19 protein-coding genes are annotated in these 25,176 nt (G+C 71.9%); 12 read left to right on the top strand and 7 right to left on the bottom strand.

Annotated features, from left to right (window positions below; genetic code table 11):
• Nucleotides 1-18 precede the first annotated feature (18 nt).
• The 6 genes from RE027_RS09970 to RE027_RS09945 all read left to right on the top strand — a co-directional run bounded on the left by RE027_RS09970 (nt 19) and on the right by RE027_RS09945 (nt 7,522).
• Nucleotides 19-909: a sugar phosphate isomerase/epimerase family protein gene (locus tag RE027_RS09970; RefSeq protein ID WP_368808103.1), complete on the top strand. Its 891-nt coding sequence runs from the start codon at nt 19-21 to the stop codon at nt 907-909.
• On the top strand, nt 906-1,892 hold the full coding sequence (gene iolC / locus RE027_RS09965) for a 5-dehydro-2-deoxygluconokinase (RefSeq protein WP_368808102.1): 987 nt from the start codon (nt 906-908) through the stop codon (nt 1,890-1,892). Before RE027_RS09970 ends, iolC begins: the two co-directional genes overlap by 4 nt.
• Complete coding sequence (locus RE027_RS09960) at nt 1,889-2,827, top strand: Cgl0159 family (beta/alpha)8-fold protein (RefSeq protein WP_368808101.1); 939 nt, start codon at nt 1,889-1,891, stop codon at nt 2,825-2,827. Before iolC ends, RE027_RS09960 begins: the two co-directional genes overlap by 4 nt.
• A complete protein-coding gene (iolD, locus tag RE027_RS09955) occupies nt 2,824-4,779 on the top strand; it encodes a 3D-(3,5/4)-trihydroxycyclohexane-1,2-dione acylhydrolase (decyclizing) (RefSeq protein WP_368808100.1) in 1,956 nt (651 codons plus the stop codon). Before RE027_RS09960 ends, iolD begins: the two co-directional genes overlap by 4 nt.
• Before the next feature lie 12 nt (nt 4,780-4,791).
• Nucleotides 4,792-6,318 (top strand): CoA-acylating methylmalonate-semialdehyde dehydrogenase, encoded by a 1,527-nt coding sequence (locus RE027_RS09950; RefSeq protein WP_368808099.1) that lies wholly within the window; start codon nt 4,792-4,794, stop codon nt 6,316-6,318.
• Nucleotides 6,319-6,484: 166 nt separating this feature from the next.
• Nucleotides 6,485-7,522 carry a Gfo/Idh/MocA family protein gene (locus RE027_RS09945; protein ID WP_368808098.1) on the top strand — a complete coding sequence of 346 codons (1,038 nt, stop codon included), beginning with the start codon at nt 6,485-6,487 and terminating at the stop codon, nt 7,520-7,522.
• A gap of 89 nt (nt 7,523-7,611) precedes the next feature.
• Here the strand turns inward: RE027_RS09945 and RE027_RS09940 are convergent, their stop codons facing one another.
• The gene (locus RE027_RS09940) at nt 7,612-8,616 is read right to left on the bottom strand and encodes a LacI family DNA-binding transcriptional regulator (RefSeq protein WP_368808097.1); all 1,005 of its coding nucleotides are present in this window, start codon (nt 8,614-8,616) and stop codon (nt 7,612-7,614) included.
• A gap of 172 nt (nt 8,617-8,788) precedes the next feature.
• Here RE027_RS09940 and RE027_RS09935 point away from each other — a divergent pair, with 172 nt between their 5' ends.
• Together RE027_RS09935 and RE027_RS09930 are read left to right on the top strand one after the other, a co-directional pair.
• A complete protein-coding gene (locus RE027_RS09935) occupies nt 8,789-9,967 on the top strand; it encodes a Gfo/Idh/MocA family protein (protein WP_368808096.1) in 1,179 nt (392 codons plus the stop codon).
• Nucleotides 9,964-10,971, top strand: coding sequence for a sugar phosphate isomerase/epimerase family protein (locus tag RE027_RS09930; RefSeq protein WP_368808095.1), 1,008 nt, complete (start codon nt 9,964-9,966; stop codon nt 10,969-10,971). The genes RE027_RS09935 and RE027_RS09930 overlap by 4 nt, the downstream gene beginning before the upstream one ends.
• 70 nt (nt 10,972-11,041) lie before the next feature.
• Here RE027_RS09930 and iolB read toward each other — a convergent pair whose 3' ends face one another.
• Nucleotides 11,042-11,959: a 5-deoxy-glucuronate isomerase gene (gene iolB, locus RE027_RS09925; RefSeq protein ID WP_368808094.1), complete on the bottom strand. Its 918-nt coding sequence runs from the start codon at nt 11,957-11,959 to the stop codon at nt 11,042-11,044.
• A gap of 63 nt (nt 11,960-12,022) precedes the next feature.
• Nucleotides 12,023-12,763, bottom strand: coding sequence for a GntR family transcriptional regulator (locus RE027_RS09920; protein ID WP_368808093.1), 741 nt, complete (start codon nt 12,761-12,763; stop codon nt 12,023-12,025).
• A gap of 190 nt (nt 12,764-12,953) precedes the next feature.
• Between RE027_RS09920 and RE027_RS09915 the strand changes: the two genes are divergently transcribed.
• From RE027_RS09915 to RE027_RS09900, 4 genes are all read left to right on the top strand, one after another.
• Nucleotides 12,954-13,982 carry a substrate-binding domain-containing protein gene (locus RE027_RS09915; RefSeq protein ID WP_368808092.1) on the top strand — a complete coding sequence of 343 codons (1,029 nt, stop codon included), beginning with the start codon at nt 12,954-12,956 and terminating at the stop codon, nt 13,980-13,982.
• A 29-nt stretch (nt 13,983-14,011) separates the two neighbouring features.
• Nucleotides 14,012-15,112 (top strand): ABC transporter permease, encoded by a 1,101-nt coding sequence (locus RE027_RS09910; protein ID WP_368808091.1) that lies wholly within the window; start codon nt 14,012-14,014, stop codon nt 15,110-15,112.
• A gap of 9 nt (nt 15,113-15,121) precedes the next feature.
• Nucleotides 15,122-16,024, top strand: coding sequence for an ATP-binding cassette domain-containing protein (locus RE027_RS09905; RefSeq protein WP_368808090.1), 903 nt, complete (start codon nt 15,122-15,124; stop codon nt 16,022-16,024).
• A gap of 96 nt (nt 16,025-16,120) precedes the next feature.
• Nucleotides 16,121-17,164, top strand: a complete 1,044-nt coding sequence (locus RE027_RS09900; RefSeq protein WP_368808089.1) for a Gfo/Idh/MocA family oxidoreductase — start codon at nt 16,121-16,123, stop codon at nt 17,162-17,164.
• A 52-nt stretch (nt 17,165-17,216) separates the two neighbouring features.
• On the opposite strand, the gene purU is transcribed toward RE027_RS09900, so the two are convergent.
• From purU to RE027_RS09880, 4 genes are all read right to left on the bottom strand, one after another.
• Entirely contained in the window at nt 17,217-18,089 is an 873-nt protein-coding gene (purU, locus tag RE027_RS09895; RefSeq protein WP_368808088.1) for a formyltetrahydrofolate deformylase, read from the bottom strand.
• 612 nt (nt 18,090-18,701) lie between these two features.
• A complete protein-coding gene (locus tag RE027_RS09890) occupies nt 18,702-19,844 on the bottom strand; it encodes a VIT1/CCC1 transporter family protein (protein WP_368808087.1) in 1,143 nt (380 codons plus the stop codon).
• A 249-nt stretch (nt 19,845-20,093) separates the two neighbouring features.
• Entirely contained in the window at nt 20,094-21,509 is a 1,416-nt protein-coding gene (locus RE027_RS09885) for a TY-Chap domain-containing protein (protein ID WP_368808086.1), read from the bottom strand.
• 175 nt (nt 21,510-21,684) lie between these two features.
• Nucleotides 21,685-25,050: a DEAD/DEAH box helicase gene (locus RE027_RS09880; protein ID WP_368808085.1), complete on the bottom strand. Its 3,366-nt coding sequence runs from the start codon at nt 25,048-25,050 to the stop codon at nt 21,685-21,687.
• Nucleotides 25,051-25,176 lie beyond the last annotated feature (126 nt).

Here is a 25,176-nt window from a genome sequence, read left to right as displayed (position 1 = left end):
ACACCTGGAGAACCGTCCATGAAGATCGCTCTCGATCCCACCCCGTTCCACTCCACCCACTCGCTGCTGGAGTTCCCCGCACTCGCCGCCGAGCTCGGCTACGAGTACCTGCAGCTGACGCCCCACGCGGACTTCCTGCCCTTCTTCAACCACCCCAAGGCCGACGACGAGCTCGTCGCGCAGCTGCGCCGGGCCTGCCGCGACGCCGGCGTCGAGATCGCCTCCGTGCTGCCGGTGCTGCGCTGGTCCGCCCCGGACCCGGACGCCCGGGAGGCCGCCGTCCGCTACTGGAGGCGCGCCATCCGGATGACCGTCGACCTCGGCGTGACCCAGATGAACACCGAGTTCCAGGGCCGGCCCGAGCGCGCCGAGGAGTCCGAGCGCGCGTTCTACCGCTCCATGGAGGAGCTGCTCCCCATGATCGAGCGGGAGGGCGTGCACATCGCGATCGACCCCCACCCCGACGACTTCGTCGAGCAGGGTCTCGCGGCGTGGCGCGTCATCCGCGGCGTGAACTCCCCGAACCTCGGCTTCGCCTACGTGGCGCCGCACACCTTCCACATGGAGGACGCGCCGCTGGAAATCATGGCCGCCGTGGGGGACCGGCTGCGCGTGGTCCACGTCGCCGACACCATGGACCACCACCGCTCGCACGGGCTGCGCTACATCACCAACCCGCCGGGCAACGCGGCCCGGGTGCACCAGCACCTGAAGATCGGGGACGGCGACGTCGACTGGGGCGAGTTCTTCGGTGGGCTCGCTACCAACGGCTTCCTCGACCGCGAGGACACCGTGATGGTCTCGTCGGTCTTCGCGGAGAACGAGAACGCCGTGGAGGTCTCCCGGTACCAGCTGGAACAGATGCGCGAGCGCACCGCCGCCGCGCGGAAGGTGGAGGTAAAGGCGTGAGCTACGACGTCGTGACCCTGGGACGCATCAGCGTCGACATCTACCCCGACGACGTCGGGGTCGGCCTCGAGGACGTGACCACGTTCCGCAAGTACCTCGGCGGCTCCCCGTCCAACGTCGCCGTGGCCGCCGCCCGCCACGGCGAGTCCGCCGCGCTGATCAGCCGCACCGGCGACGACCCGTTCGGCACCTACCTGCACCGCGAACTGGTCCGCTACGGCGTGGACGACCGGTTCGTCACGGCCGTGCCGGGGCTGCAGACCCCCGCCACGTTCTGCGCGATCCGCCCGCCGGAGGACTTCCCGCTGTACTTCTACGGCCGTTTCCCGACGGCCCCGGACCTCCGTATCCGCGCCGAGGAGATCGACACCGAGGCCGTGCGCGAGGCGCGCATCCTGTGGTCGACGGTCACCGGGCTGTGCCAGGAGCCCAGCCGCTCCGCCCACCTGGCGGCGCACGAGGCACGCCCCCGCGAGCAGCTGCGCGAGGACCAGCACACGATCCTCGACCTCGACTACCGGCCGATGTTCTGGGAGTCCGAGGAGGAGGCCCGCGAGCAGGTCCACGCGCTGCTGCAGCACGTCACCATCGCCATCGGCAACGACAAGGAGTGCGCGGTGGCCGTGGGGGAGGGCACCCCCGACGAGCAGGCGGACCGGCTGCTCGAGGCGGGCGTGCGCATCGCCGTGGTCAAGCTCGGCCCGGAGGGCGTGATGGCCAAGACCGAGGACGAGCGCGTCGTGTCCGCCCCCGTCCCGGTGGAGACCGTCAACGGCCTCGGGGCCGGGGACTCCTTCGGCGGCGCCTTCTGCCACGGCATCAACCAGGGCTGGACGCTCGAGCAGGTGCTCGACTACGCCAACGCCTCCGGCGCCATCGTCGCGTCGAAGATCTCCTGCTCGGACGCCATGCCCACCCCCGACGAGGTTTTCCAGCTGCTGCGCGAGCGCGGCCGCGCCGTTCCCGAAGGAGCCACCCGATGACGACCACGTCCCCCACCGAGCTCGACACGGCCGACCCGCGCCGCTACGAGCACCTCAGCCGGATCCGGCTCGAGGACCCCCGGGCCGTCCAGCGTGCCGCCGACTCCCGCCGCCGCCACCCCGGCCTCGTGCACGGGCGGCAGAACTTCGTGGTCGCCGCCGACCACGCGGCCCGCGGCGCCCTGAAGGTGCGTCAGGACCCGACCGCCATGGCCGACCGGCGCAGCCTGCTCGACCGGCTGCAGATCGCCCTGGCCAACCCCAAGGTGGACGGCGTGCTGGCCTCCCCGGACGTGCTCGACGACCTGCTGCTGCTCGGCGCCCTCGAGGGCAAGCTCGTCTTCGGCTCCATGAACCGCGGGGGCCTGCCCGGGCTGGTCAACGAGATCGACGACCGCTTCACCGGGCACACCGCCGAGGCGCTGAACAGGATCGGCGCCGACGGCGGCAAGATGCTCACCCGGATCTGCTTCGAGGACCCGCACACCACGTCGGTGCTGGAGAACACCGCCCGCGCGGTGGACTCCCTCGCCGAGCTCGGGCTCATCGCGATGGTGGAGCCGTTCATCTCCCGGACCACCGACCGGGGGGTCGTCAACGACCTCTCCGCCGACGCCGTGATCCAGTCCGTGGCCATCGCCCAGGGCCTCGGCGGGACGTCGTCGCACACGTGGATGAAGCTGCCCGTGGTGGAGGAGATGGAGCGGGTCATGGCCTCCACGACCCTGCCGACCGTGCTGCTGGGCGGGGACCCGAGCGGCCGGCCGGACGAGGTCTTCGCGACCTGGGAGGCCGCGCTGGCCCTGACCGGCGTCCAGGGCCTCACGGTCGGACGCACCCTGCTGTACCCGGAGGACGGCGACGTCGCCGGAGCCGTCGCCACCGCCGCCTCCCTGCTGAAGGGGCACCCCGTCGAAGAAGGAGCCGCCCGATGAGCACCCGCACCCTGTCCGTCTCCCAGGCGCTCGTCGCGTTCCTGGCCAACCAGTGGACCGTGGACCGGATCGGCGCCGAGGAGTACCGGCAGCGCACGATCCCGGGCATGTTCGGCATCTTCGGCCACGGCAACGTGGCCGGGGTGGGCCAGGCCCTGAAGCAGTTCCAGGCCGAGGACCCCACGGTCATGCCCTACTACCAGGGCCGCAACGAGCAGGCCCAGGTGCACCAGGCCGTCGGCTACGCCCGGCACACCCGCCGCCGGGCGACCTTCGCGGTGAGCACCTCCATCGGTCCCGGGGCCACGAACATGGTCACCGGTGCGGCGCTGGCCACCACGAACCGCCTGCCCGCGCTGCTGTTCCCCTCCGACCAGTTCGCGTCCCGCCGGCCCGACCCGGTGCTGCAGCAGCTCGAGCGCCCGGACGCGAACGACGTCACGGTCAACGACGTCTTCCGGCCCGTCTCGCGCTACTTCGACCGGGTGTGGCGGCCCGAGCAGCTCTTCTCGGCGCTGCTCAACGGCATGCGCGTGCTCACGGACCCGGCCGAGACCGGGGCGGTGACCATCGCCCTGCCCCAGGACGTCCAGGCCGAGAGGCTCGAGGTGCCGGAGGAGTTCCTGGCTCCCCGGGAGTGGCGGATCCGCCGCCCCGCCCCGGAGGAGGAGGACGTCCGCGCCGCGGTCGCGGCGATCCGGGCGGCCGAGCGGCCCGTGGTCATCGCCGGCGGCGGGGTGCACTACGCCTTCGCGACCGAGGCGCTGCGGGAGTTCGCGGAGGCCACCGGCATCCCCGTCGCCTACACCCAGGCGGGCGTGGGCGTGCTGGACTGGGACCACCCGCTGTGCCTCGGCGCCGTCGGCTCGACCGGGTCCACCGCCTCCAACGCGGTGGTCGCCGACGCCGACCTGGTGATCGGCATCGGCACCCGCTACGAGGACTTCACGACCGCCTCCCGCACCGCGTTCCAGCACCCGGACGTGCGCTTCGTCAACATCAACGTCGCCGCGTTCGACGCCTACAAGCAGGGCACGGCCGTGCCGGTCGTCGCGGACGCCCGCAAGACCCTCGTCGCGCTGACGCAGGCGCTCGGCGGGTACCGGGCCGGCGGGGATCTCGCCGAGGTCGTCGAGGCGGAGAAGCAGCGCTGGGACAGCACGGTGGACGAGGCCTTCGGCGAGCGGCACGAACCCCTGCCCAGCCAGAACGAGATCATCGGGGCCGTCAACGACGCCATGGACGACCGCGACGTCGTCGTGTGCGCCGCGGGCTCCCTGCCCGGGGACCTGCACAAGATGTGGCGGGTCAAGGACCCCTACGGCTACCACGTCGAGTACGCGTTCTCCTGCATGGGCTACGAGATCGCCGGCGGTCTCGGCGTCAAGCGGGCCGCCGTGGCCGAGGCCGAGCGGGAGGGCGCTCCCGAGGACGCGCGCGACGTCGTCGTCATGGTCGGCGACGGGTCGTACCTGATGATGCACACCGAGCTCGTGACGGCCGTGGCCGAGGGCCTCAAGCTCGTGGTCGTGCTGATCCAGAACCACGGGTACGCGTCGATCGGTGCCCTGTCGGAGCAGCTGGGGTCCCAGCGCTTCGGCACCAGGTACCGCTACCTCGACGAGGAGCGGCACAGCTTCGACGACGGCTCGACGCTGCCGATCGACCTCGCCACCAACGCCGAGTCCCTCGGTGTGCGCGTGCTGCGCGTCGAGCCCGGCGGGGGCGTCATCGACCGGCTGAAGGCGGCCGTCGAGCAGGCCAAGGCCGTGCCCGAGGGCGCCGGTCCCGTGCTCGTGCACGTGGAGTCGGACCCGCTGATCGACGCGCCCAGCTCCGAGTCCTGGTGGGACGTGCCCGTCACGGACACCGCCACCCTGCCGTCCACGAACGAGGCCTACGAGGTCTACCAGCAGCACAAGTCCCGGCAGCGTCCGCTGCTCGGGAACTGAAGGAGGAATCCCATGACACAGCAGACCCAGCAGCAGATCCAGCACGTCGAGCACTTCATCGACGGCAAGCGCACCCCCGGCACCGGGAACCGCACCCAGGAGATCTACAACCCCGCCACCGGTGAGGTGTCCGGCATCCTGCACCTGACCACGGACGAGGACCTGCAGGCCACCGTCGCCGCCGCACGGGCGGCGGCCGACACGTGGGGTGACATGTCCACCGCACGGCGCACCGCCGTGCTGTTCACGTTCCGTGAGCTCGTGGCGGCCCACACGGACGAGCTGGCCGCCCTGATCACCGCCGAGCACGGCAAGGTGCTCTCCGACGCCAAGGGCGAGGTGGGCCGTGGCCTGGAGGTCGTGGAGTTCGCCTGCGGGATCGCCGAGCAGCTCAAGGGGGAGTACTCCGACCAGTTCTCCACCGGCATCGACGTCTACTCCTTCCGCCAGCCCCTGGGCGTGGTGGCCGGGATCACCCCGTTCAACTTCCCGGTGATGGTGCCGCTGTGGATGGCTCCCGTCGCCATCGCCACCGGCAACGCGTTCATCCTCAAGCCCTCGGAGCGCGACCCCTCCCCGTCCCTGCTGATCGCCGAGCTGTGGCAGCAGGCCGGCCTGCCGGACGGCGTCTTCCAGGTCCTGCACGGCGGCAAGGAGGCCGTGGACGGCCTGCTGACCCACCCCGATGTCGACGGCATCTCCTTCGTCGGCTCCACCCCGATCGCGAAGTACGTGCACGAGACCGCGACCAAGCACGGCAAGCGCGTCCAGGCACTGGGCGGGGCGAAGAACCACGCGATCATCCTGCCGGACGCGGACATGGACTCGGCCGCGGACAACCTCACGGCGGCGGCCTTCGGCTCCGCCGGTGAGCGCTGCATGGCCGTGTCGGTCGCCGTGGCCGTCGGCGAGGCCGCGGACCTGCTCGTGGACAAGCTCGCCCAGCGGGCGAAGGACATCACGGTGGGCAACGGCATGGACGCCTCCTCCGACATGGGCCCGGTCATCACCCCGGCCTCGCGCGACCGCGTGGTCCGGATCGTGACCGCCGCTGAGGAGGCCGGCGCGGCCGTGGTCGTGGACGGGCGCGACCTGATCGTGCAGGACCACGAGGACGGCTTCTTCGTGGGCCCGACCGTGCTGGACAAGGTCCGCCAGGACATGGAGGCCTACGAGGAGGAGATCTTCGGGCCCGTCCTCGTCGTGCTGCGCGTGGACAGCCTCGACGAGGGCATCGAGATCATCAACGCCAACCCCTACGGCAACGGCACCGCGATCTTCACGTCCTCCGGCGCCTACGCCCGCCAGTTCAAGCGGCGCGTCACCGTGGGCATGATCGGCGTCAACGTCCCGATCCCGGTGCCGGTCGCGTGGCACTCCTTCGGCGGCTGGAAGGCCTCCCTGTTCGGTGACCACCACATCTACGGACCCGACGGGGTGCGCTTCTACACCCGCGGCAAGGCCGTCACCGAGCGCTGGCCCGAGCCGCACCACGCGTCCGGGGCGTCCTTCGCCTTCCCGTCCTCGTCCGACCACTGAGTCCAGCCCGTCCCACGGCCCGCGGTTCCCAGCCGCTGTGCCCGGACCTCGGGTCTTCGTCCCTGCCCCGCCCGCGAAGGTGCGGCAGGGACGGAGCGACGCAGCTCTCACCACCATCCGGACCGATCCGGTCCACACGCCCCCAGCGGGCGGAAGGAGATTCATCATGACCAAGACTCTGCGGGTAGCCGTCGTCGGAGCAGGCCGCATGGGCGCCGACCACATCGAGCGGATCCACCGCCGTATCAACGGCGCCGAGATCGCCGCCGTCGTCGACATCGACAGGGCCCGGGCCGAGGCCGCCGTCGCCCACATCCCCGGCGCGGTCGCCCACACCGACTTTCAGGAGGTGCTCGACCGGGACGACGTCGACGCCGCCCTGATCGCCACCCCGGGATTCCTGCACGAGCAGGTGCTGCTGTCCGCGATCGAGCACGGGCTGCCCACCCTGTGCGAGAAGCCGCTGACCCCGGACGCGGAGTCCTCCTGGCGCGTGGTCGAGGCGGAGGTCGCCGCCGGCCGCCAGCTGATCCAGGTCGGCTTCATGCGCCGCTTCGACGCCGGCTACCTCTCCCTGCGCCGGATGATCGAGGAGAAGACCTACGGCGAGCTGCTGACCCTGCACCACCAGCACCGCAACCCGACCACCCCGCCCGGGTTCACCAACGAGATGATCATCAACGACTCCGTGGTGCACGAGTTCGACGCCGTGCGCTTCTTCACCGGGGAGGAGATCACCTCGGTCCAGGTACGGTTCGGACGCTCCACCCGGAACGCCCCGGAGGGCCAGAAGGACCCGCAGCTGGTGCTCATGGAGACCGAGTCCGGGGTGCTCGCCCAGGTCGAGGCCTACGTCAACGCCCAGTTCGGCTACCAGGTCGCCACGCAGGCGTCCTTCGAGACCGGTGTCGTGGGCATCGGCGGCGACACCGAGCCCTACGTCCGCACCGCCGGCACGTGGGGCGGCAGCGTCACCCCGGGCTTCGAGGAACGCTTCGTCGAGGCCTACGACCGGGAGATCCAGGCGTGGGTCGACGCCGCGGCGCGCGGGCAGATCGGCGGGCCCTCGGCGTGGGACGGCTACGCCACGGCCGCCTGCTGCGAGGCCGGCGTCCAGGCCCAGGCGAGCGGGGAGATCGTGCCCGTGCGGATGGAGCCCAAGCCGGAGCTCTACGGCACGGCACAGGTTCCCGCCCGCGCCTGAGCGGCGGGACCGGCGTCAGGGCGCGGTGGGGCGGTTGCCCCGCCGCGCCCTGACGTGTTCCCCGGCGACCCGCTCGGCGAGCTGCTCCATCAGGCGGTCGAGCGCGGTGCCGCCGTGGACCCGCGGACGACCAGCTCCGGCTCGAGCAGGACCGCCGCCCCCGCGCCCGGGCTCCCGGCGATCCGTGCCACCAGCCGCTCGGCGGCCGCCGCGCCGATCTCCGCGTTGCGGCTGTCGACGGTGGTCAGCCGCAGGAGGTGGGTGGAGGCGATGGGGGAGTCGTCGTAGCCGACCACGGAAAGGTCCTGCGGCACGCGCTGCCCGCGCTCGCCGGCCGCCGCGAGCGCCCCCATGGCCATGGTGTCGTTGGCGGCGAAGACCGCCGTGGTCTCCGGCGCGGTGTCGAGCAGGCGCACCGCGGCGACGTAGCCGTCCTCCTCCGTGGTGGCGCCTCGCCCCGGGACGGTGCGCGGCTCGAGACCGGCCGCGACCATCCCCTCCGCGAAGCCCTCCGCCCGCAGCCGGGCCGCTCCGCCACCGCCCGTGAGATGGCCGATCCGGCGGTGGCCGAGGCCGATCAGGTGCTCCGTCGCCAGGCGCGCGCCGAGGCGGTCGTCGTTCGCGACGACGTCCGCCCCTGGGACCCGGCCCTCCCGGTGGCCGGCCACCACGACGGGCAGCCCCTCGGGCACGCGCATGGCCCCGGTCGGCTCGGTGGCGATCACCAGCCCGTCGACGCGCATCGACAGGAACCCGTCCAACGGGTGCGCTTCCACGTGGGCGTTGAGCGTGTGGTCCGCGACCGCGATCCGCAGCCCGTGCGGCGCCAGACCCTCCTGCAGGCCGCGCAGCAGCTCCACGAACCAGAGATTCCGGTAGTCGTCGATCACCACCCCGATCGTGCGGGTGGGCGCTCCGGCCAGCGCCGCGGCGGCCTGGCTGGGGCGGTAGCCCAGCTGCTCCACCGCCTCCAGGACGGCGGACCGCCGGGCCTCCGACACGCTGGGGGAGCCGCGCAGGACGAGGGACACCAGGGACTTGGAGACCCCCGCGGTCCTGGCGACGTCGTAGATGGTGGGCGGTCGTGCGTTCATCACAGCATTGTCTCCCCAAATTTGTCCTGACAAATCTCTTGACCCGGTCCGCGGAAGATCTTACGCTCGTTGGAGCGCTCCAATCGGAATCGGCACCACAGTGGTCGACTCGGCGGTCGCACTTCGTTCTCGATCCTCCCTTCCCCACTCGTCGTCATTCCAGGAGACAGACATGACCGACAGCATCGGCATCGCCGTCATCGGCGCCGGCATGGCCGGACAGGCCCACGCGGCGGCCTACCGTGTGGCCCCCACGCTCTACGACCCCGTCCTGCCCCCGCTGCGCCACGTCGCCATCGGCGACGTCAACGAGACACTGGGTGGTCACGTCGCCCGCCGCTACGGCTACGAGAAGGCCGTGGGGTCCTGGGAGGCGATCGCGGAGGATCCGGAGATCGACGTGGTCAGCGTCGTGATCGCCAACCGCTTCCACCGCCGGGTGGTCGAGGGCCTGCTGGAGGCCGGCAAGCACGTCCTGTGCGAGAAGCCGCTCAGCGACACCCTCGAGGACGCCCGGGCCATGGCCCGGGCCGCCGAGCAGGCCGAGTCCATCGCCCGCATCGGCTTCACCTTCCGCCGTACCCCCGGCATCGCCGCCATCCGCGACCTCATCCAGGACGGCACCCTGGGGAGGGTCCTGCACTTCAGCGGCCGCTACTGGACCGACTACGGGTTCAACCCGAAGGCCCCGATGAGCTGGCGGTACCAGGGCGGTCCCGGCTCCGGGGCCCTGGCCGATGTCGGCAGTCACCTGTCCTACGTCGCGGAGTTCCTCTGCGGCGACATCGCCTCCGTGTCCGGCGGACAGCTGGCCACCACGATCACCGAACGCCCCCTGCCCCTGGGCGCGGTGACCGGGCACCACCTGGTCGAGGTCAGCGATGCATGCGAGTCGGTGGAGAACGACGACTACGCCGCGTTCTCGGCGGAGTTCGCCTCCGGCGCCGGCAGCCTCGAGGTCTCCCGGGTGGCCGCTGGGCACCCCAACACCCTGACCTTCGAGGTGTTCTGCGAGAAGGGCGCGGCGCGGTTCAACCAGCTGTGCCCGGCAGAGATCGAGCTCTTCCTCACCGACGGGTCCGAGGCCACCAACGGCTACCGCACCGTCAACCTCGGCCCCGGCCACGCCTACCTCTCGCAGGGACTGGCCATGGACGCCCCCGGCGTCGGCTTCGGCCAGAACGACGCCTTCGGCTACCAGGCCCGCGCCTTCCTCGAGGAGGTCGCCGGCCTCGACGAGTCCGTCTCGCTGCCGCGCAACGCGTCCTTCGCGGAGGGCGTGCACAACATGGAGATCCTGGCGGCCGCTGTGGAGTCGGCCACCGACCACGGAAAGAAGGTCACCCTGTGAAGCTCGGCGTCTACAACGCGATCCTGCACGACCGCCCACTCCCCGACGCGCTGAAGGTCATCGCCGATCTCGGCCTGACCGGCATCGAGATCAATACGGGTGGATTCCTCCCGGCCGTCCACGTCCCGGACATGGACCAGATCCTGGTCAGCGACGCGGCCCGCGACGACTACTTGGGCGTCTTCGAGGGCACCGGTGTCTCGATCGCCGGTCTGAACTGCAACGGCAATCCGCTGCACCCCAAGCGGGGAATCGGCGAGAGGCACGCCGAGGACATCCGCCGCTCCATCCGGCTGGCACACCGCCTGGGCCAGGACCGGGTGGTCACCATGTCCGGGCTGCCCGGCGGGGAGCCCGGGGCCACCGTGCCCAACTGGATCGTCAACGCCTGGAACTCCGCCTCCCTGGACGTGCTGGACTACCAGTGGGGGATCGTGGCGGACTTCTGGAGGGAGACCGACCGCCTGGCCGCCGATCACGGCGTCAAGGTGGCGCTGGAGCTGCACCCGCAGAACGTCGTGTTCAACACCGCCGATGTCCGCAGGCTCATCGACCTGACCGGCGCCACGCACGTGGGTGTCGAGCTCGACGCGTCGCACCTTTTCTGGCAGCAGATGGACCCGGTCGCCGTGGTCCGCGAACTCGGCCCGCTGATCTTCCACGCGGCCGCGAAGGACGTGCGGATCAACCAGGAGAACGCCGCGCTCTACGGTGTGCTGGACAACAGCTTCCGCCGCCTCTCGTCCGAGGAGGACCGCACCAACCTCGGCGGCGACGAGTGGGCCAACGGGTGGCCCAAGGACTCCGCGTGGGACTTCGTGGCCCTGGGCCGCGGCCACGACACCGCGTACTGGGCCGAGTTCCTCGCCGCCCTGCACGAGGTGGACCCGGACATGGCCGTCAATATCGAGCACGAGGACGTCTCCCTGGGCCGCATCGAGGGCCTCGAGATCGCCGCGGGCGTCCTGAAGGACGCCGCCGCGTCCGTCGGCGCGCTGCGCTGAACCGTCCGCCTGTGCGGAAGGGCCCGTCCCCTCGGGGCGGGCCCTTCCGCACGGGCGGTGTCGAGGGTGCTCAGCGGCCGAAGGGCAGCCGCGGGTCGACGGCCGACTCGTCCCAGGTCCGGCGGATCCAGCCGTGGTGCGGGTCGTCGCTGATCAGCCACTCGCGCACCCGGCCGGGGCCGGCCATGACGTTGAGGTAGTACATGTCGTAGCCGGGGGTCGCCATGGCCGGGCCGTGCCAGCCGTAGGGCACCAGGACGACGTCGCCCGAGCGCACCTCGGCACTGACGTCGATGGGGCGGTCGTCCGAGGCGTAGACCCGCTGGTAGCCCATGGGATCGGTGCCGCCGGACTCCGGGGCGGGCATGCCCTCGGCGAGCTGCGTCTCGAAGTAGTAGATCTCCTCCAGCGCCGTCTCCCCGTCCTTCTCCTCGTCGTGCTTGTGCGGGGGGTAGGAGGACCAGTTGCCGGCGGGGGTGAGCACCTCGCACACGATGAACCGGTCGGCCTCGAGCGCGGCGGGCGTGCCGAAGTTGTGCACCTGCCGGGAGCAGCTGCCCGCCCCGCGCAGCTCCACCGGGATCTCGTCGCGGCTCACGAGCCGCGTCGGGTGCTCAGCGCGAGCCGGCGCCGACGCCACAGCCACCCGGCCGCCGGTCGCGGTGGACACGGTCAGGTCTCGGCGGATCCCGGTGTAGAGGACGTCGGTGGGGCCGGCGAAGACGGACGGGCGGCCGGCGAGGTCGTAGCTCTCACCATTCGCCTCGGCCGTGAAGCTGCCCGCGAGGGGCACCACGATGCGCTCCTCCTCGGCGGCGTCCAGGGTGATCCGCTCGCCCGGGCCCAGGTCGGCCACGCGCAGCCCCGTGTGGGCCCAGCCGGGGACCTCGGTGGCGGAGTCGTGGCCGCCGAGCGAGACGAACCAGCCGTCCTGGGCGGCCGAGTCCTTGGGGTGGACCCATTCGGGGCGGGAGCTGTCGGTGTGCATGGGATCGGTGTGCCTTCCGGTGTCGTCGTCGTACGGTGGTCTCGGGTCGGGGTGGTCCTGTGCTCAGCGCTGGACGAGGGTGAGCTCGATGGTGTACTTGTCGGCCCGGTACACGTGCCGGCCCGTCTCCACCTGCCGGCCGAGGTCGTCCATGGCGGTGCGGTGCATGCTGACCAGCGCGGCACCCGGCTCGACGCCCAGCTGCTCCGCCTGGAACGCGTCGGCCGACACCGCGCCCACCTGCTGGTGGGCCAGCTGGAAGTTGACGCCCTGGCCGCGCATCAGGGAGTACAGCCCCTCCTGCTCGAGCTGCTCGCGCGTGAGCTCGCACAGCGAGCAGGGAATCCAGTTCTCCATGAGGGCCAGCGGCTCGCCGTCCGTGCCGCGCAGGCGCATCAGGTGGTAGACCTCGTCGCCCGGCGCGATGCCGAGCAGCAGCGCCACCTCGTCGTCGGCGGGGACCCGTGCGAAGTCCAGCACGTCCGTGCTGGGACTGCCTCCGCTGCGCTGGAGGTCCTCGTGCAGACTGGTCAGCTCCAGCGAGCGGCGGACCTGGCTGCCCACCACCTGGGTGCCCACGCCGCGCTTGCGCACCAGCAGGCCGGCACGGACGAGCTGGTCCATGGCCTTGCGCATGGTGGGGCGGGACAGGTTGAGCCGGTTGGCGAGGTCGATCTCGTTGTCCAGCTTGGTTCCCGGGGGCAGCTCACCGCTGCGGATCGCGTCCTCGAGCCCCTGCGCCACCTGGTGGTAGAGGGGCACGGGGGAGGTCTTGTCGACCGTGAGACGGAGTGGGCCGGACATGGTGGACCTCCAAGGGGTGGAACCGAGCGGGCGGGACCGCCGACTTCCTCAATTGTGAACGCAGAGATGTAAATATGTCCATACATTCTATTGACATCTGTGATCCGGGTCACCCAGGATGATCCCCAAGCGGACGGCCGAGGCGGCGCCTGGAGGCGCGCGGTCCCGCAGCGACACGAGGAGAACTCCCATGACTGCACGACGCGTTTCCCCCGAGACCCCGCGGCCGGGGGCGCCCCGACGTCTCCTGGCGGCCGCCGCACTGCTCGCCCCGGCCCTGGTGCTCGCCGGCTGCTCGTCCGAGGGCGGCCGGGAGACCACGGCCGCGGGCGAGGGCGGTGGCGGCCAGGTGGCCCAGACCGAGCAGATCAAGATCGCCATGATCACGCACGCGGCTCCCGGCGACACGTTCTGGGACCGGATCCGCGCGGGCGCGGAGGAGGCCTCGGCGAAGGACAACGTGGAGTTCCTCTACGCCTCCGATCCCGAGGGTGGGCGCCAGGCCCAGCTCGTGCAGCAGTACATCGACCAGGACGTCGACGGGATCGCCGTGACCCTCGCCAAGCCCGACGCCCTGCGCGACGTGCTGCAGCGGGCGGAGGAGGCCGGGATCCCGGTGGTGACCCTCAACGCGGGCGAGAACGAGTTCGAGGAGCTCGGCGCCTTCGCGCACTTCGGGTCCGACGAGCAGCTGGCCGGTGAGACCGCCGGGGAACGGCTCAAGGAGGAAGGACTGCAGCACCCGATCTGCGTCATCCAGGAGCAGGGCCACGTGGGCCTCGAGGCCCGGTGCGCCGGCGTCAAGGAGGCGCTGCCGGAGACGGAGATCCTCTACGTGCAGGGCACCGACATGACCCAGGTGTCCTCCACCGCCACGGCCAAGCTGCAGACCTCGGCGGAGGCCGACTCGATCATCGGGCTGGGGGCGCCGTACACGATGACCCTGCTCGAGGCCAAGGAGTCGGCTGGCAGCGACGCAACCGTCGCGTCCTTCGACATGAACGGCGATCTCGCGCAGGCGATCGTCGACGGCGACGTGCTGTTCACCATCGACCAGCAGCCGTGGCTGCAGGGCTACATGTCCGTGGACTCGCTGTGGCAGAACCACCGCGGGGCCTTCAAGATCGGCGGCGGCCAGCCGACGCTCACCGGTCCCGCCGTCGTGGACTCGTCGAACGCCGAGGACGTCCTCGAATACGCCAACGAGGGCATCCGCTGAGCGGGCCCGCGAACCAGGAGAAGAAGACCATGTCCTCCACTCGCACACCGGCCGCCGCACCCGCGCCGGACCGTGGCTCCTCCGGGGCTCCGTCCACGCCCACCGCCGCGGCCCCGGCCGACGAGCGGATCCAGACCAAGGGCCTGCTGGGCACCTTCCTGGCCCGCCCCGAGATCGGGGCCCTGGTCGGGGCGATCGTGGTGGCGCTGTTCTTCGCGATCGCCGCCCCCTCGATCACCCAGGCCCAGTCCATCTCCACCGTGCTCTACGGGGCCTCGACCATCGGGATCATGGTGGTCGGGGTGTCGCTGCTGATGATCGGCGGGGAGTTCGACCTCTCCACCGGGGTCGCGGTGATCACCTCCGCGCTGGCCGCCTCGATGTTCAGCTGGTTCTTCGGCGTCAACGTCTGGGTCGGGGTGGGCGTGGCCCTGCTGACCTCCCTGGCGATCGGGCTGATCAACGGCTGGCTGCTGATGCGCACCAAGCTGCCGTCCTTCATCGTGACCCTGTCCACGTTCCTGATGCTCACCGGCCTGAACCTGGCCCTGACCCGGCTGATCGGCGGCTCGGTGTCCTCCCCGTCGATCAGCACCATGGACGGGTTCGCCTCCGCCAAGGCGATCTTCGCCTCCTCGGTGACCATCGCCGGGGTGGATGTGCGGATCACGGTGTTCTACTGGATCGCCCTGGTCGCCGTCGCCACGTTCATCCTGCTCAAGACCAAGATCGGCAACTGGATCTTCGCCGTGGGCGGGGACGAGAACGCCGCCCGCGCCGTGGGCGTGCCGGTGGCGCGCACCAAGATCGGGCTGTTCATGGGCGTGGGCCTGTGCGGCTGGTTGCTGGGCATGCACAACCTCTTCGCCTTCGACTCCGTGCAGTCCGGGGAGGGCGTGGGCAACGAGTTCCTCTACATCATCGGCGCGGTGATCGGCGGGTGCCTGCTCACCGGTGGCTTCGGCTCCGCGATCGGCGGGGCCCTGGGCGCGCTGATCTTCGGGATCGCCTCCCGCGGGATCGTCTACGCCGAGTGGAACCCGGACTGGTTCAAGTTCTTCCTGGGCCTGATGCTGCTGCTGGCCACCATCGTGAACATGTACGTGCGCAAGCGCGTCGAGAGGAAATAGGTGACCGACATGACCACGCAACCGCACACCACTGCCGGCGCCCACCCCGCCGCTGCCGGCGACGGCCCCGCCTCACTGGTGGAGCTGGAGAACGTCGGCAAGCGCTACGGCAACATCATCGCCCTGCGCGAGGTCACCATGACCGTCGACGCCGGCAGGGTCACCTGCGTCCTGGGCGACAACGGGGCCGGGAAGTCCACTTTGATCAAGATCATCGCCGGACTCCACCAGCACACCGACGGGACCCTGCGGGTCAACGGACAGGAGACCACCTTCAGCTCCCCCCGCCAGGCCCTCGACGCCGGCATCGCCACCGTGTACCAGGACCTGGCCGTGGTCCCGCTGATGCCGGTGTGGCGCAACTTCTTCCTCGGCTCCGAGCTCACCACCGGGTTCGGCCCGTTCAAGCGCCTGGACGTGGCGAAGATGAAGGAGATCACCAAGCAGGAACTCGCGGACATGGGCATCGACCTGCGCGACGTGGACCAGCCCATCGGGACGCTGTCCGGCGGTGAGCGCCAGTGCGTGGCCATCGCCCGGGCCGTGCACTTCGGGGCGAAGGTGCTGATCCTCGACGAGCCCACCGCGGCCCTGGGCGTGAAGCAGTCCGGGGTGGTGCTGCGCTACATCCTCCAGGCCAAGGAGCGCGGTCTGGGCGTGGTGTTCATCACCCACAACCCGCACCACGCGTACCCGGTGGGGGACCGGTTCCTGCTGCTCAAGCGCGGCAAGTCCATCGGCTACTACGAGAAGCAGGACATCCTGCTGGGAGATCTCACCGCCCAGATGGCCGGTGGCGCGGAGCTGGAGGAGCTCACCCACGAGCTCGAGCAGCTCGGCGGGCACACCTCCCAGCTGCAGCAGGTCCAGGCGGACATGGCCGAGAGCCCGGCCCCGCCCCGCCAGGACTGAGCGAGCCGGCGCCCGGAGCGCGCCGGCGCACGGGACCGCCTCCCACCACCATGTCGTGCGGGCAGGATCCGGCCCGTGTCCTACGCAAGGAGCACCATGGAGCACCTCACCCTCGGCCTGGTCGGGGTCGGGCGGATCGGCGTGATGCACGCCGAGAACCTCGTGGCCCTCAACGAGGAGCTGCACCCCCGGGGAATCGACGTGCAGCTGGTGCTGACCGACGTCGCGGCCGTGCACGCCCGGGCGGTGGCGGAGCGGCTGGGGGCCCGGTTCGTGCCCTCCGTGGCGGAGCTGCTCGCGTCCGGGGTGGACGGGCTGGTCGTCGCCACGGGGACCGCGACGCACCCGGAGCTCATCCGGGCGGGCGTGGACGCGGGCGTCCCGGTGTTCTGCGAGAAGCCCGTGGCCCTGGACGTGGCCGACTCCCTGCCGGTGCTGGAGCACATCCGGTCCCGGGGCGGGACCGTGCAGATCGGCCACCAGCGACGCTTCGACGCCGGCTACCTGCGGGCCCGGGCGGCTCTCGAGGCCGGGGAGCTGGGCTGGATCCACTCCCTGCGCGCCGTCACCTGCGACATGGCCCCGCCGCCGGTGGAGTTCCTCGCCGCGTCCGGCGGGCTGTTCCGCGACTGCTCGGTGCACGACTTCGACGTCCTGCGCTGGCTGACCGGCCGCGAGATCGTGGAGGTCTACGCCCGGGGCTCCAACAACGGTGATCCCGCCATCGGCGCGGTCGGGGACGTGGACACGGCCCTGGCCGTGGTCACCTTCGACGACGGCACCGTGGGCACCGTCTCGGCGAGCCGCTACAACGGCGCCGGCCACGACGTGCGCCTGGAGATCCAGGGCTCGGAGTCGTCCCTGACGGTCGGACTGGACGAGAGGACCGCCGTGCGCTCGGCCGAGCCCGGGGTGGACTTCCCCTCCGGCACCCCGCACCGGACCTTCGCCGAGCGCTTCGCCCCGGCCTACCGGGCCGAGATGATCGCCTTCGTCGAACTGGTCCTCGGACGCCGGCCCAATCCGTGTCCGCCCGAGGACGCCGTGGCCGCCGCGCGGGTGGCCGACGCCGCCCAGGAGTCCCTGCGCACCGGTGTCCCGGTGCGGGTGGCCGTGGAGCCCGCCGGGACGACCCGGTAGGAGCCGCCGGCGCCGGAGCCGCGCACCGGCGGGCCGGCGCCCGGCCGGGACGTCAGACCAGGACGATGGTGCGGTTGCCGGAGAGCACCACGCGGCCCTCGGCGTGCCACCTCACGGCGCGGGAGAGGGCCTGCATCTCGGCGTCGCGGCCGACCGCCACGAGGTCGTCGGGCGTGTGCGCGTGGTCCACGGGGATGACGCGCTGGGCGATGATCGGGCCCTCGTCCAGGTCCGAGGTGACGTAGTGGGCCGTGGCGCCCACCATCTTCACGCCGCGGGCGTAGGCCTGGTGGTAGGGCTTGGCGCCCTTGAAGGACGGCAGGAACGAGTGGTGGATGTTGATGCACCGCCCCGACAGCTCACGGGTCAGCTCGTCCGAGAGGACCTGCATGTAGCGGGCCAGCACCACGAGCTCGGCGTCGTAGCGGTCGACCAGCTCGAGCAGCTTCGCCTCCGCCTGCGGCTTCGTCTGCGCGGTGACGGGCACGTGGTGGAACGGGACGTCGTGCCACTCGACGAGGCTCTTGTGGTCGAGGTGGTTGGAGACCACGGCCACGATCTCGATGGGCAGCTCGCCGATCCGGGTGCGGTGCAGCAGATCGGTGAGGCAGTGGGAGAACCGGGAGACCATCACGAGCACCCGCGTCCGGTGCTCCATGGAGACCAGGCGGAAGTCCATGTCGTGCTGCTCCGCCACGGGCGCGAAGCCCTCGGTCAGGGACTCGACGGTGGCCGCGCCGGCCTCGCTGACGGTGTGGCAGCGGATGAAGAACTCGTCGGTGAAGCGGTCGGAGAAGTGCTTCACGTCGAAGATGTCGCAGCCCTGCTGCGTGAGGTTCGACGTGATGGCGCTGACGAGCCCGTGGGCCTCGGGGCAGTGGACGGTCAGGACGTGTTCGACGGTCCCCGGGACCTGGTCGGGCATGGGAGGGCTCCTCGGCGCTGGGCAGGTGGTGGGCCGCGCGGTCGGGCGTGGACGACGTCCGGCGCGGCCCTACGATCCTAGCCCGCCCGGCCGAGGCGGCGGGACGTCGGGGTCCGTGCCACGGGGTCCGGTGCCGAGCCGGTGCGGTGTAGACCGATGGCCGCGGGAACGGGCGGTAGGAGTCCGCCCGGCGCGGGGAGAGATGCGCCTCACTCGGAGGACCCGCGGCCATCGGCAGGCGTTGCACGCCTCAACAGAGGAGAGCCGTGGGCTGAGCGGCTTTCAGAACACGGGTGCCGCAGACGGTGCACCCCCCAGTGCGTCCGAATCGGTCCGACCCGTGCAATTTCCCCCATTGCTGTGGTTTCCACCACGATCGCAACTTTATCCGACCCGGTGCCCTCTCCGCACCAGCTTTCCCCAGGAAATTGTCAGGAAGGCCCGGTGGGGCCCCCGCCGCGGGGTCGTGCCGGTGCCGGTGCACGGGTCCCGGAGGCCGTGCACCGCCGGGAAATCAGGTCTGACCAGTACCTCCGCGCACGGTCCCCGACGAGGAGCGAGGCGGCACCGCGGCCCGGCGTCCGCCTAAATGGGGACAGGGAACGGCGTGTCTCAGGCCACGGTCGTGTTGAACACCAGTCCGAGCCCGTAGGTGGCCAGGGCCGCGCCGTAGCCGATGGCCAGCTGGCGGAGTCCCCGCTTCCACGGGGACGCCCCGGAGAGCAGGCCCACCAGCCCGCCGGTCACCAGCAGGGCGAGGCCGACCAGCACGAGTGCCAGGGCCATCGCGGTGAAGCCGGTCAGGCCCACCAGGTACGGCAGGATCGGGATCACGGCACCCGAGGCGAAGAAGCAGAAGCTGGAGCCCGCGGCCCCGAGGTCGGTGCCCAGCGCCACGTGCTCCCGCTGCTCGGGCTCGTCCTCGGCCGGGTCCTGGAAGGAGCGGGACGGGTCGCAGTCGCAGTCGAAGAAGCCCAGCCGCTCCGCGGCCCGGTGCTCGGCGGCCTCCTCGCTCATGCCCCGTGCGCGGTAGATCAGCACGAGCTCGTTGGTGTCCAGGTCCAGGTTCGGGGCGACGTGCAAGGTGACCTGGGTGGGCTGCGAGGCGTCGAGCAGCTCCCGCTGGGACCGCACGGAGACGAACTCCCCGGCGCCCATGGACAGGGCGCCCGCGAACAGGCCGGCGACCCCGGCGAAGAGCACCATCGCGGGGGAGGTGCCGGTGGCGCCCACGCCCATGACCAGTGCCAGGTTGGAGACCAGGCCGTCGTTGGCGCCGAAGACGGCCGCCCGGAAGTTCCCGGAGAGCTTGTGCCGGCCCTCGGTGGCCAGCGCCCGGACGATCTCCTCGTGCACCGCCTCGTCCGCGGCCATGGCGTCGGACGCGTCCTGGTCCTCGTCGTAGGGCGAGCGGCTCTCGGCGCGCTGGAGCAGGGCCAGGACGAACACGGAGCCGAAGTGGGCGGCGAGGAGGATCAGCAGCCGGGAGTACAGGGACGGGCGGGCACCGGTCGCGGCGTGCGGGCCCAGCAGCCGCACCCAGTGCTCGGCGTGGCGATGCTCGGCCTCCGCCACCCGGTGCAGGATCTCCGCCTCGCGCCCGGAGCTGCGGGCGGCCAGGAGACGGTAGATCCGGGCCTCGGCCCGCTCCTCCGCGAGGTACTTGCGCCATCGGCGGATCTGGCTGCGCTCCGGCGGCCGGTGGAGGGGGTGCTCCCCGGAATCGGGGGAGGCGGCAACGGGTTCGGGGCTCATGGGGCCTTCCTCGGGCCCGGCGCGCAGCACGGCGCGTGGGGTCCGACAGGGGTGGGGATCAGTCCGGAAGGTCTCGTTCGCCCGCGGGTGCGGGTGGGCTGCCGGGGCTCCACGTCGGGACCGGGATGGCGACAGACCGACGGGTGCACAGCACCCGGGAACTACTCCCCTTCGCTTCCCGACGAGTGTAGACCGGGGGGCCCGACCCGTGATTTCGGTGCACCGAAGCCGCGCGGTGGCGGCAGGCGCTCAGGAGTCGACGCTGTCCGTGCTGGCCGGGGCGTGCCACCGCCGGCTCTCGGTGGAGATCACGGAGCTCTCCTCCCGCGTCTCCGCGGGGAAGGAGCCCACGCCCCAGTGGAACCGGTAGGGGTCGGAGCAGCCCCAGCCGAAGCGCAGGCCCTCGACGAGCTTCTGCGCCGCCTCCGAGAAGCCGAGCGGTTCCGTGGTCCACGGCTGGTTCCACGCCGTGGGCTCGTTCCACTCGTCCTCGTGGAAGAACGTGGCGTCCACGGGCCAGGCCGCGTGGGTCAGCTGGCCCCCCGAGACCACGGCGCACTCCACGCCGTGGGGGCCCACGCCGGCCCAGGCGACCGGCGCTTCCGAGCGCTTGTCGTAGCGCTCGTACTCGAGCACGAGGAAGTCGTTCCAGGGCAGCCGGGCCAGCACGGTGGCGACGAGCCGCCGCAGGTCCTCCCACACGTCCTCGTCGACGACCTCGACGGTGGTGCCGGCGCCGACCACGCCGATGCCCGCGCGGCCGAGCATCTCCTGGGCCTCGGGCGTGGCCAGGTCCGACCAGGTCCGTGTGTCCGAGAAGCCCTCGCCGATCGGCTCCCCGGCCGGCTGGCGGACCGAGGCGAAGCGCATGGCCTCCTCCCAGGAGCCGAAGAACCTCCGGACGCCGTCGAAGTAGGGCCGGCGCGCGCTGGCGGCCTCCTGCTCGACGACCCACCGGCCGTAGCGCGCGGTGGTGGGGTGGTGGCCGGCGCTGCGGCAGTGGGAGAGGAAGGCCGTCACCGCCGCGGTGTACTCGTCCTCCGTGAAGACGTGCTCGGGGGTGGGCTCGGCGCTCGCGCGCAGGCCGGTCCGCTCGAGCGCGAGGTCCCAGTGGCCCTCGCCCAGGCGCCGGGACACGGCGCGCTCGGACAGGGGCCAGTAGTGGGCGATGGTGCACAGGAAGTTCGTCTCCGTGCACAGGCTCAGCCGGGACAGCTCGTAGCCGTGCGCGCTGAGCGGCGGGCACGTGGTGCCCTCCTGGGTGCAGTGCTGCTGGGCCGCGCCGATGAGGCCCAGGGCCCGCCGGGTGGTGGCGCCGTCGGGGTCGGAGGTCGCGAGCAGCGCGGTGACGTCGCGGACGACGTCGGTGCTGAGGTTCAGCGCCGCGTAGTCGGGGGCGGGGCTCAGTCCGAGGTGCTGCGCCATGACCAGCCACACGCCGGCGGCGGCGGCGCCGTCGTTGATCTCGGGGGTGGCGGCCTCATGCGCGAAGCGCTGACCCAGCTCGGCGATCGCCGCGTCCAGCAGGGCGGTCGACGCCTCCGGGAACAGCAGCTGGAAGCGCACCCGCACCTGGCCGCGCGTCATGCCGCGGTCGGCCATGGCGCGGAGCAGGGGGCCGTAGCGTTGCACGAACGCTGCGAGGCCCGCCACGGCGTACGGCATGGAGGGTCCTCCGGTCGGTCGGTCGTCGGGTGCCCGGACGGGGAGGCCGGGCGGGGCGCCCCGTGGGATGCGGGCGCGCACTGTCGATCCTAATCCGTGGCCGGGGCTTCCCGTCTGCCCCGGACGATTGTGACCGGCGGATGACGAGAGGGCAACCGATGGACGAAACCGCAGGTCAGGGCGCCAACAGTCCCTGGATGTCCTCGGCCGTGAGCGCGCTGGAGAACATCCGGTCGTCGTCCAGCACGGCCGTGAACAGCTTGGCCTTGCGCTCCTTGAGCGCCATGACCTTCTCCTCGATGGTGTCCCGGGCGACGAGACGGTAGACCATGACCTTCTTCTGCTGGCCGATGCGGTGGGTGCGGTCCACGGCCTGCTCCTCCGTGGCGGGGTTCCACCACGGGTCCAGGAGGAAGCAGTAGTCGGCCTGGGTGAGGTTCAGCCCGAAACCGCCCGCCTTGAGGCTCACCAGGAACACGGGTGCCTCGCCCGAGGTGAACCGCTCGAGCACCCGCGCGCGGTCCCTCGTCGAGCCGTCGAGGTAGGCGTAGGGGATGCCGAGCTCGTCCAGGCGGGCCGCGGCCTTCTTGAGGAAGCTCGTGAACTGGCTGAACACCAGCGGCCGGTGCCCCTCCGCGACGATCTCGGGCAGGTGCTCGAAGAGCAGGTCCAGCTTGCTCGAGGAGACCTCAGCATCCGGGTCCACCAGGGACGCGTCGAGGCTGAGCAGGCGCAGCGTGGTCAGCGACTGGAAGATCGTGAAGCGGTTGCGGTCCAGGTCCCGCAGCAGACCCAGGACCTTCTGCCGCTCGCGCTGCAGGCGGGTGTCGTAGAGCCGGCGGTGGGCCGGGGAGAGCTCCACCTCGATGGTCTGCTCGAGCTTGGGCGGCAGGTCGAGGTCCACGGACTCCTTGGTGCGCCGGAGCATCAGCGGCTTCACGCGCCGGCGCAGGCGGGCCAGCGCGGCGGGGTCCTCCCCGCGCTCGATGGGGCGCTGGTAGGTCTCCGTGAACTTCCGCCGCGACGGGAACAGTCCCGGCGCGGTCAGGGACAGCAGCGCCCACAGCTCGACCAGGCTGTTCTCCAGGGGGGTGCCCGTGATCGCGAGCTTGAACGGGGCGTCGAGCTCCTTGACGGCCCGGTGCGCCTTGGTCCGGGGGTTCTTCACGAACTGCGCCTCGTCCAGGAGCACGCCCGCCCACGCCAGCCCGCGGTAGGCGGTCTCGTCCAGGCGCAGCAGGGTGTAGGACGTGACGACCACGTGGGCGCCGGCGGCCGTGTCCGCGAGCGCGGTCCCCGCCTTGGCCTGGGTGTCGGACACGCCCACGGCCGTCAGGGACGGGGCGAAGCGGTGGATCTCCGCGACCCAGTTGGGCACCACGGAGGTGGGCGCCACCACCAGGAACGGCGGGAGGTCCGGGTCGCGCTCGACGGCGCGGCAGATCAGGGCAATCGCCTGGACCGTCTTGCCCAGGCCCATGTCGTCGGCGAGGACCCCGCCGAGCCCATGGTCCCACAGCACGCTCAGCCACGAGTAGCCGTCGCGCTGGTACGGGCGCAGCTCGGCGTGCAACGACGCGGGCACGGGGGGCGCCCCGACGGTGTCGAGCTCGAGCAGGGAGCGCACCCCCGCCCGCCAGGCCTCCGCCTGGTCCGTCTCCGCCGCGAGGTCCTCGAACTCCTCCCACAGCCCGGCCTGGTGGCGGTGGATCCGGAGCGGGCCCTCGGTCGTCTCCTGCAGGGAGCGGGCCTCGGCGATCAGCTCGCGCAGCCGGTCGAACTCGGGCCGGTCCAGGGAGAACCACGAACCGTCCGGGGCCAGCATCACGTCCTGGCCGAGGTCCAGGGCGCGGAAGACGTCGGCGAAGGAGATGTAGAACTCGCCCACCTTGATCGTGACCCCGAGGTCGAACCAGTCGCGGCGCTCCGTGGCGGCGGTGCTGACGGTGATGGTGGGCGGATCGGCGATCTGCTGGTAGGCCGGGCGCCCGCCGGTGTGCTCGATCCGCAGGTCCTGGACCTTCTCCAGGGCGGGCAGCCACTCCCGCACCAGGACCAGGGCGTCCCCCGCGACGTAGCTCGAGCGGCGGAAGTCCACGCCCGGGGCGCGGTGCCGCACCGCGGCGGTGACCGCGGTCTCCCAGGAGGACTCGCGGTGCACGGGCTCGTCGGCGAGGGGGTCCACGGGGCGGAAGGGCAGCAGGACCCGGTCCCGGCCCTTCTGGTACTCCCACTCCCACCGGACGCGGATCGTCAGCTCCTGGTGCTCCAGGGTGAGCACGAGCTCCGGGTCGGCGACCTGCGGCAGCTCGATCGAGCCGTCCCCGTTGTCGACGTCCATGCTGCGGTGCAGCCGGGGGAAGTAGCGGTCGAAGAACTCCTCGACCTCGTCCTCCGGGATCGTCAGGCCGCCCGCCGTGTCCAGGAACCGCCGCTGCTCCCGGGTGAGCCGGGTGGCCAGCGGCACGAGGCGCAGCGGGAAGACGTTGAGGTCCTCGGTGCCGGCGACGTCCTGCGGGTCGCCGTCCGGGTGGAAGAGCCCGTGCCCGGGATCGCCGATGATCCGGGCGGTGTCCAGCGCGATCCGGCGGCCGCCGGTGTCCACGGTGGGCCGCAGCTCGAGGTCCTCGCCGGGGCCGCGGACGACGTCCACGTGGAACCGCCCCGGCTCCTCGACCGTCACGGGCAGCCCGTGCTCCCGGCCGACCAGCGAGATCCCGGCGTCCTCCGCCCGGGCGAGGATCCCCCACAGCAGCGGCGAGGCGTAGGAGTCCAGCCGGATCCAGTGCCGGTCGTGCACCACGTAGGGGGAGCGGGTGGCGCTCAGCGCCCGCAGCTCGTCGAACCAGTCCGACTGCCCGGGGCTGAGCGACCCGGCGGCGGGCTCCCCGGTGACGGTCTCCCCGGTGACGGTCTCCCAGTCCAGCCCGCCCTTGATCCACTGGCCCCGGCGGCCCCTGCGCACCGGCCGGGCGTAGAGGTGCCACGGGGAGCCCGCCCGGCCCGTGCCGTGCACGTAGCGGTAGGGCTCCCGGCGCAGGTCGAGCTCCAGCGCCACTCCCGCCGGGTCCTCCGGGGGCGGACCGGACGGGCCCGCGCCGCCCAGGATCTCGGCGAGCGCGTCCTTCCAGTCCGTGGACCCCTCCCGGGCCCGGAGCGGGGTCCCCCCGGCGGGGCGGGACCGGGTCTCCTCGGCGGGGCGGGGCGCCGCGCTGCCGCCCGGCCGGTGGGCGCGGACCGCGGCCTCGAAGTTGTGCCGCAGGACCGTGGCGACGGCGTGCTTGCAGAACCCGCCGGCGGGGCAGCTGCACCACGCCGGCCCGGGCGCGCCGCCGGTGCCCACGCGCACGGACACGGAGTACACGGACCCCGAGCCCTCGACCTCGGCGGAGAGGCTGCCCGCCCCCTGGGCGCCCGGGGACCACCGCACCGAGCGGACGCGCCCGGCGCGGAAGTACTCCTGGCCGCGCTGGAAGACCGCGGGCCCGGAGGCGGCCACGAGCCGCCGGGAGTCCACGAGGGGACCGGGAGGGGGTTGCATCCTCCCACCGTATCCGTCCGCGCGGACGAACGACGAGCGTGCGGAGCGCTCCCGCGGGCTCCCTATAATCGAGACGACCCCTCGAACGACGACAGCGGCCCCACGTGCGGCCGCGGACGGAGGACT

Source organism: Kocuria sabuli, from assembly GCF_040981185.1.
Classification (GTDB): Bacteria; Actinomycetota; Actinomycetes; order Actinomycetales; family Micrococcaceae; genus Kocuria; species Kocuria sabuli.
This window is presented reverse-complemented; position numbering and strand designations above follow the sequence as displayed.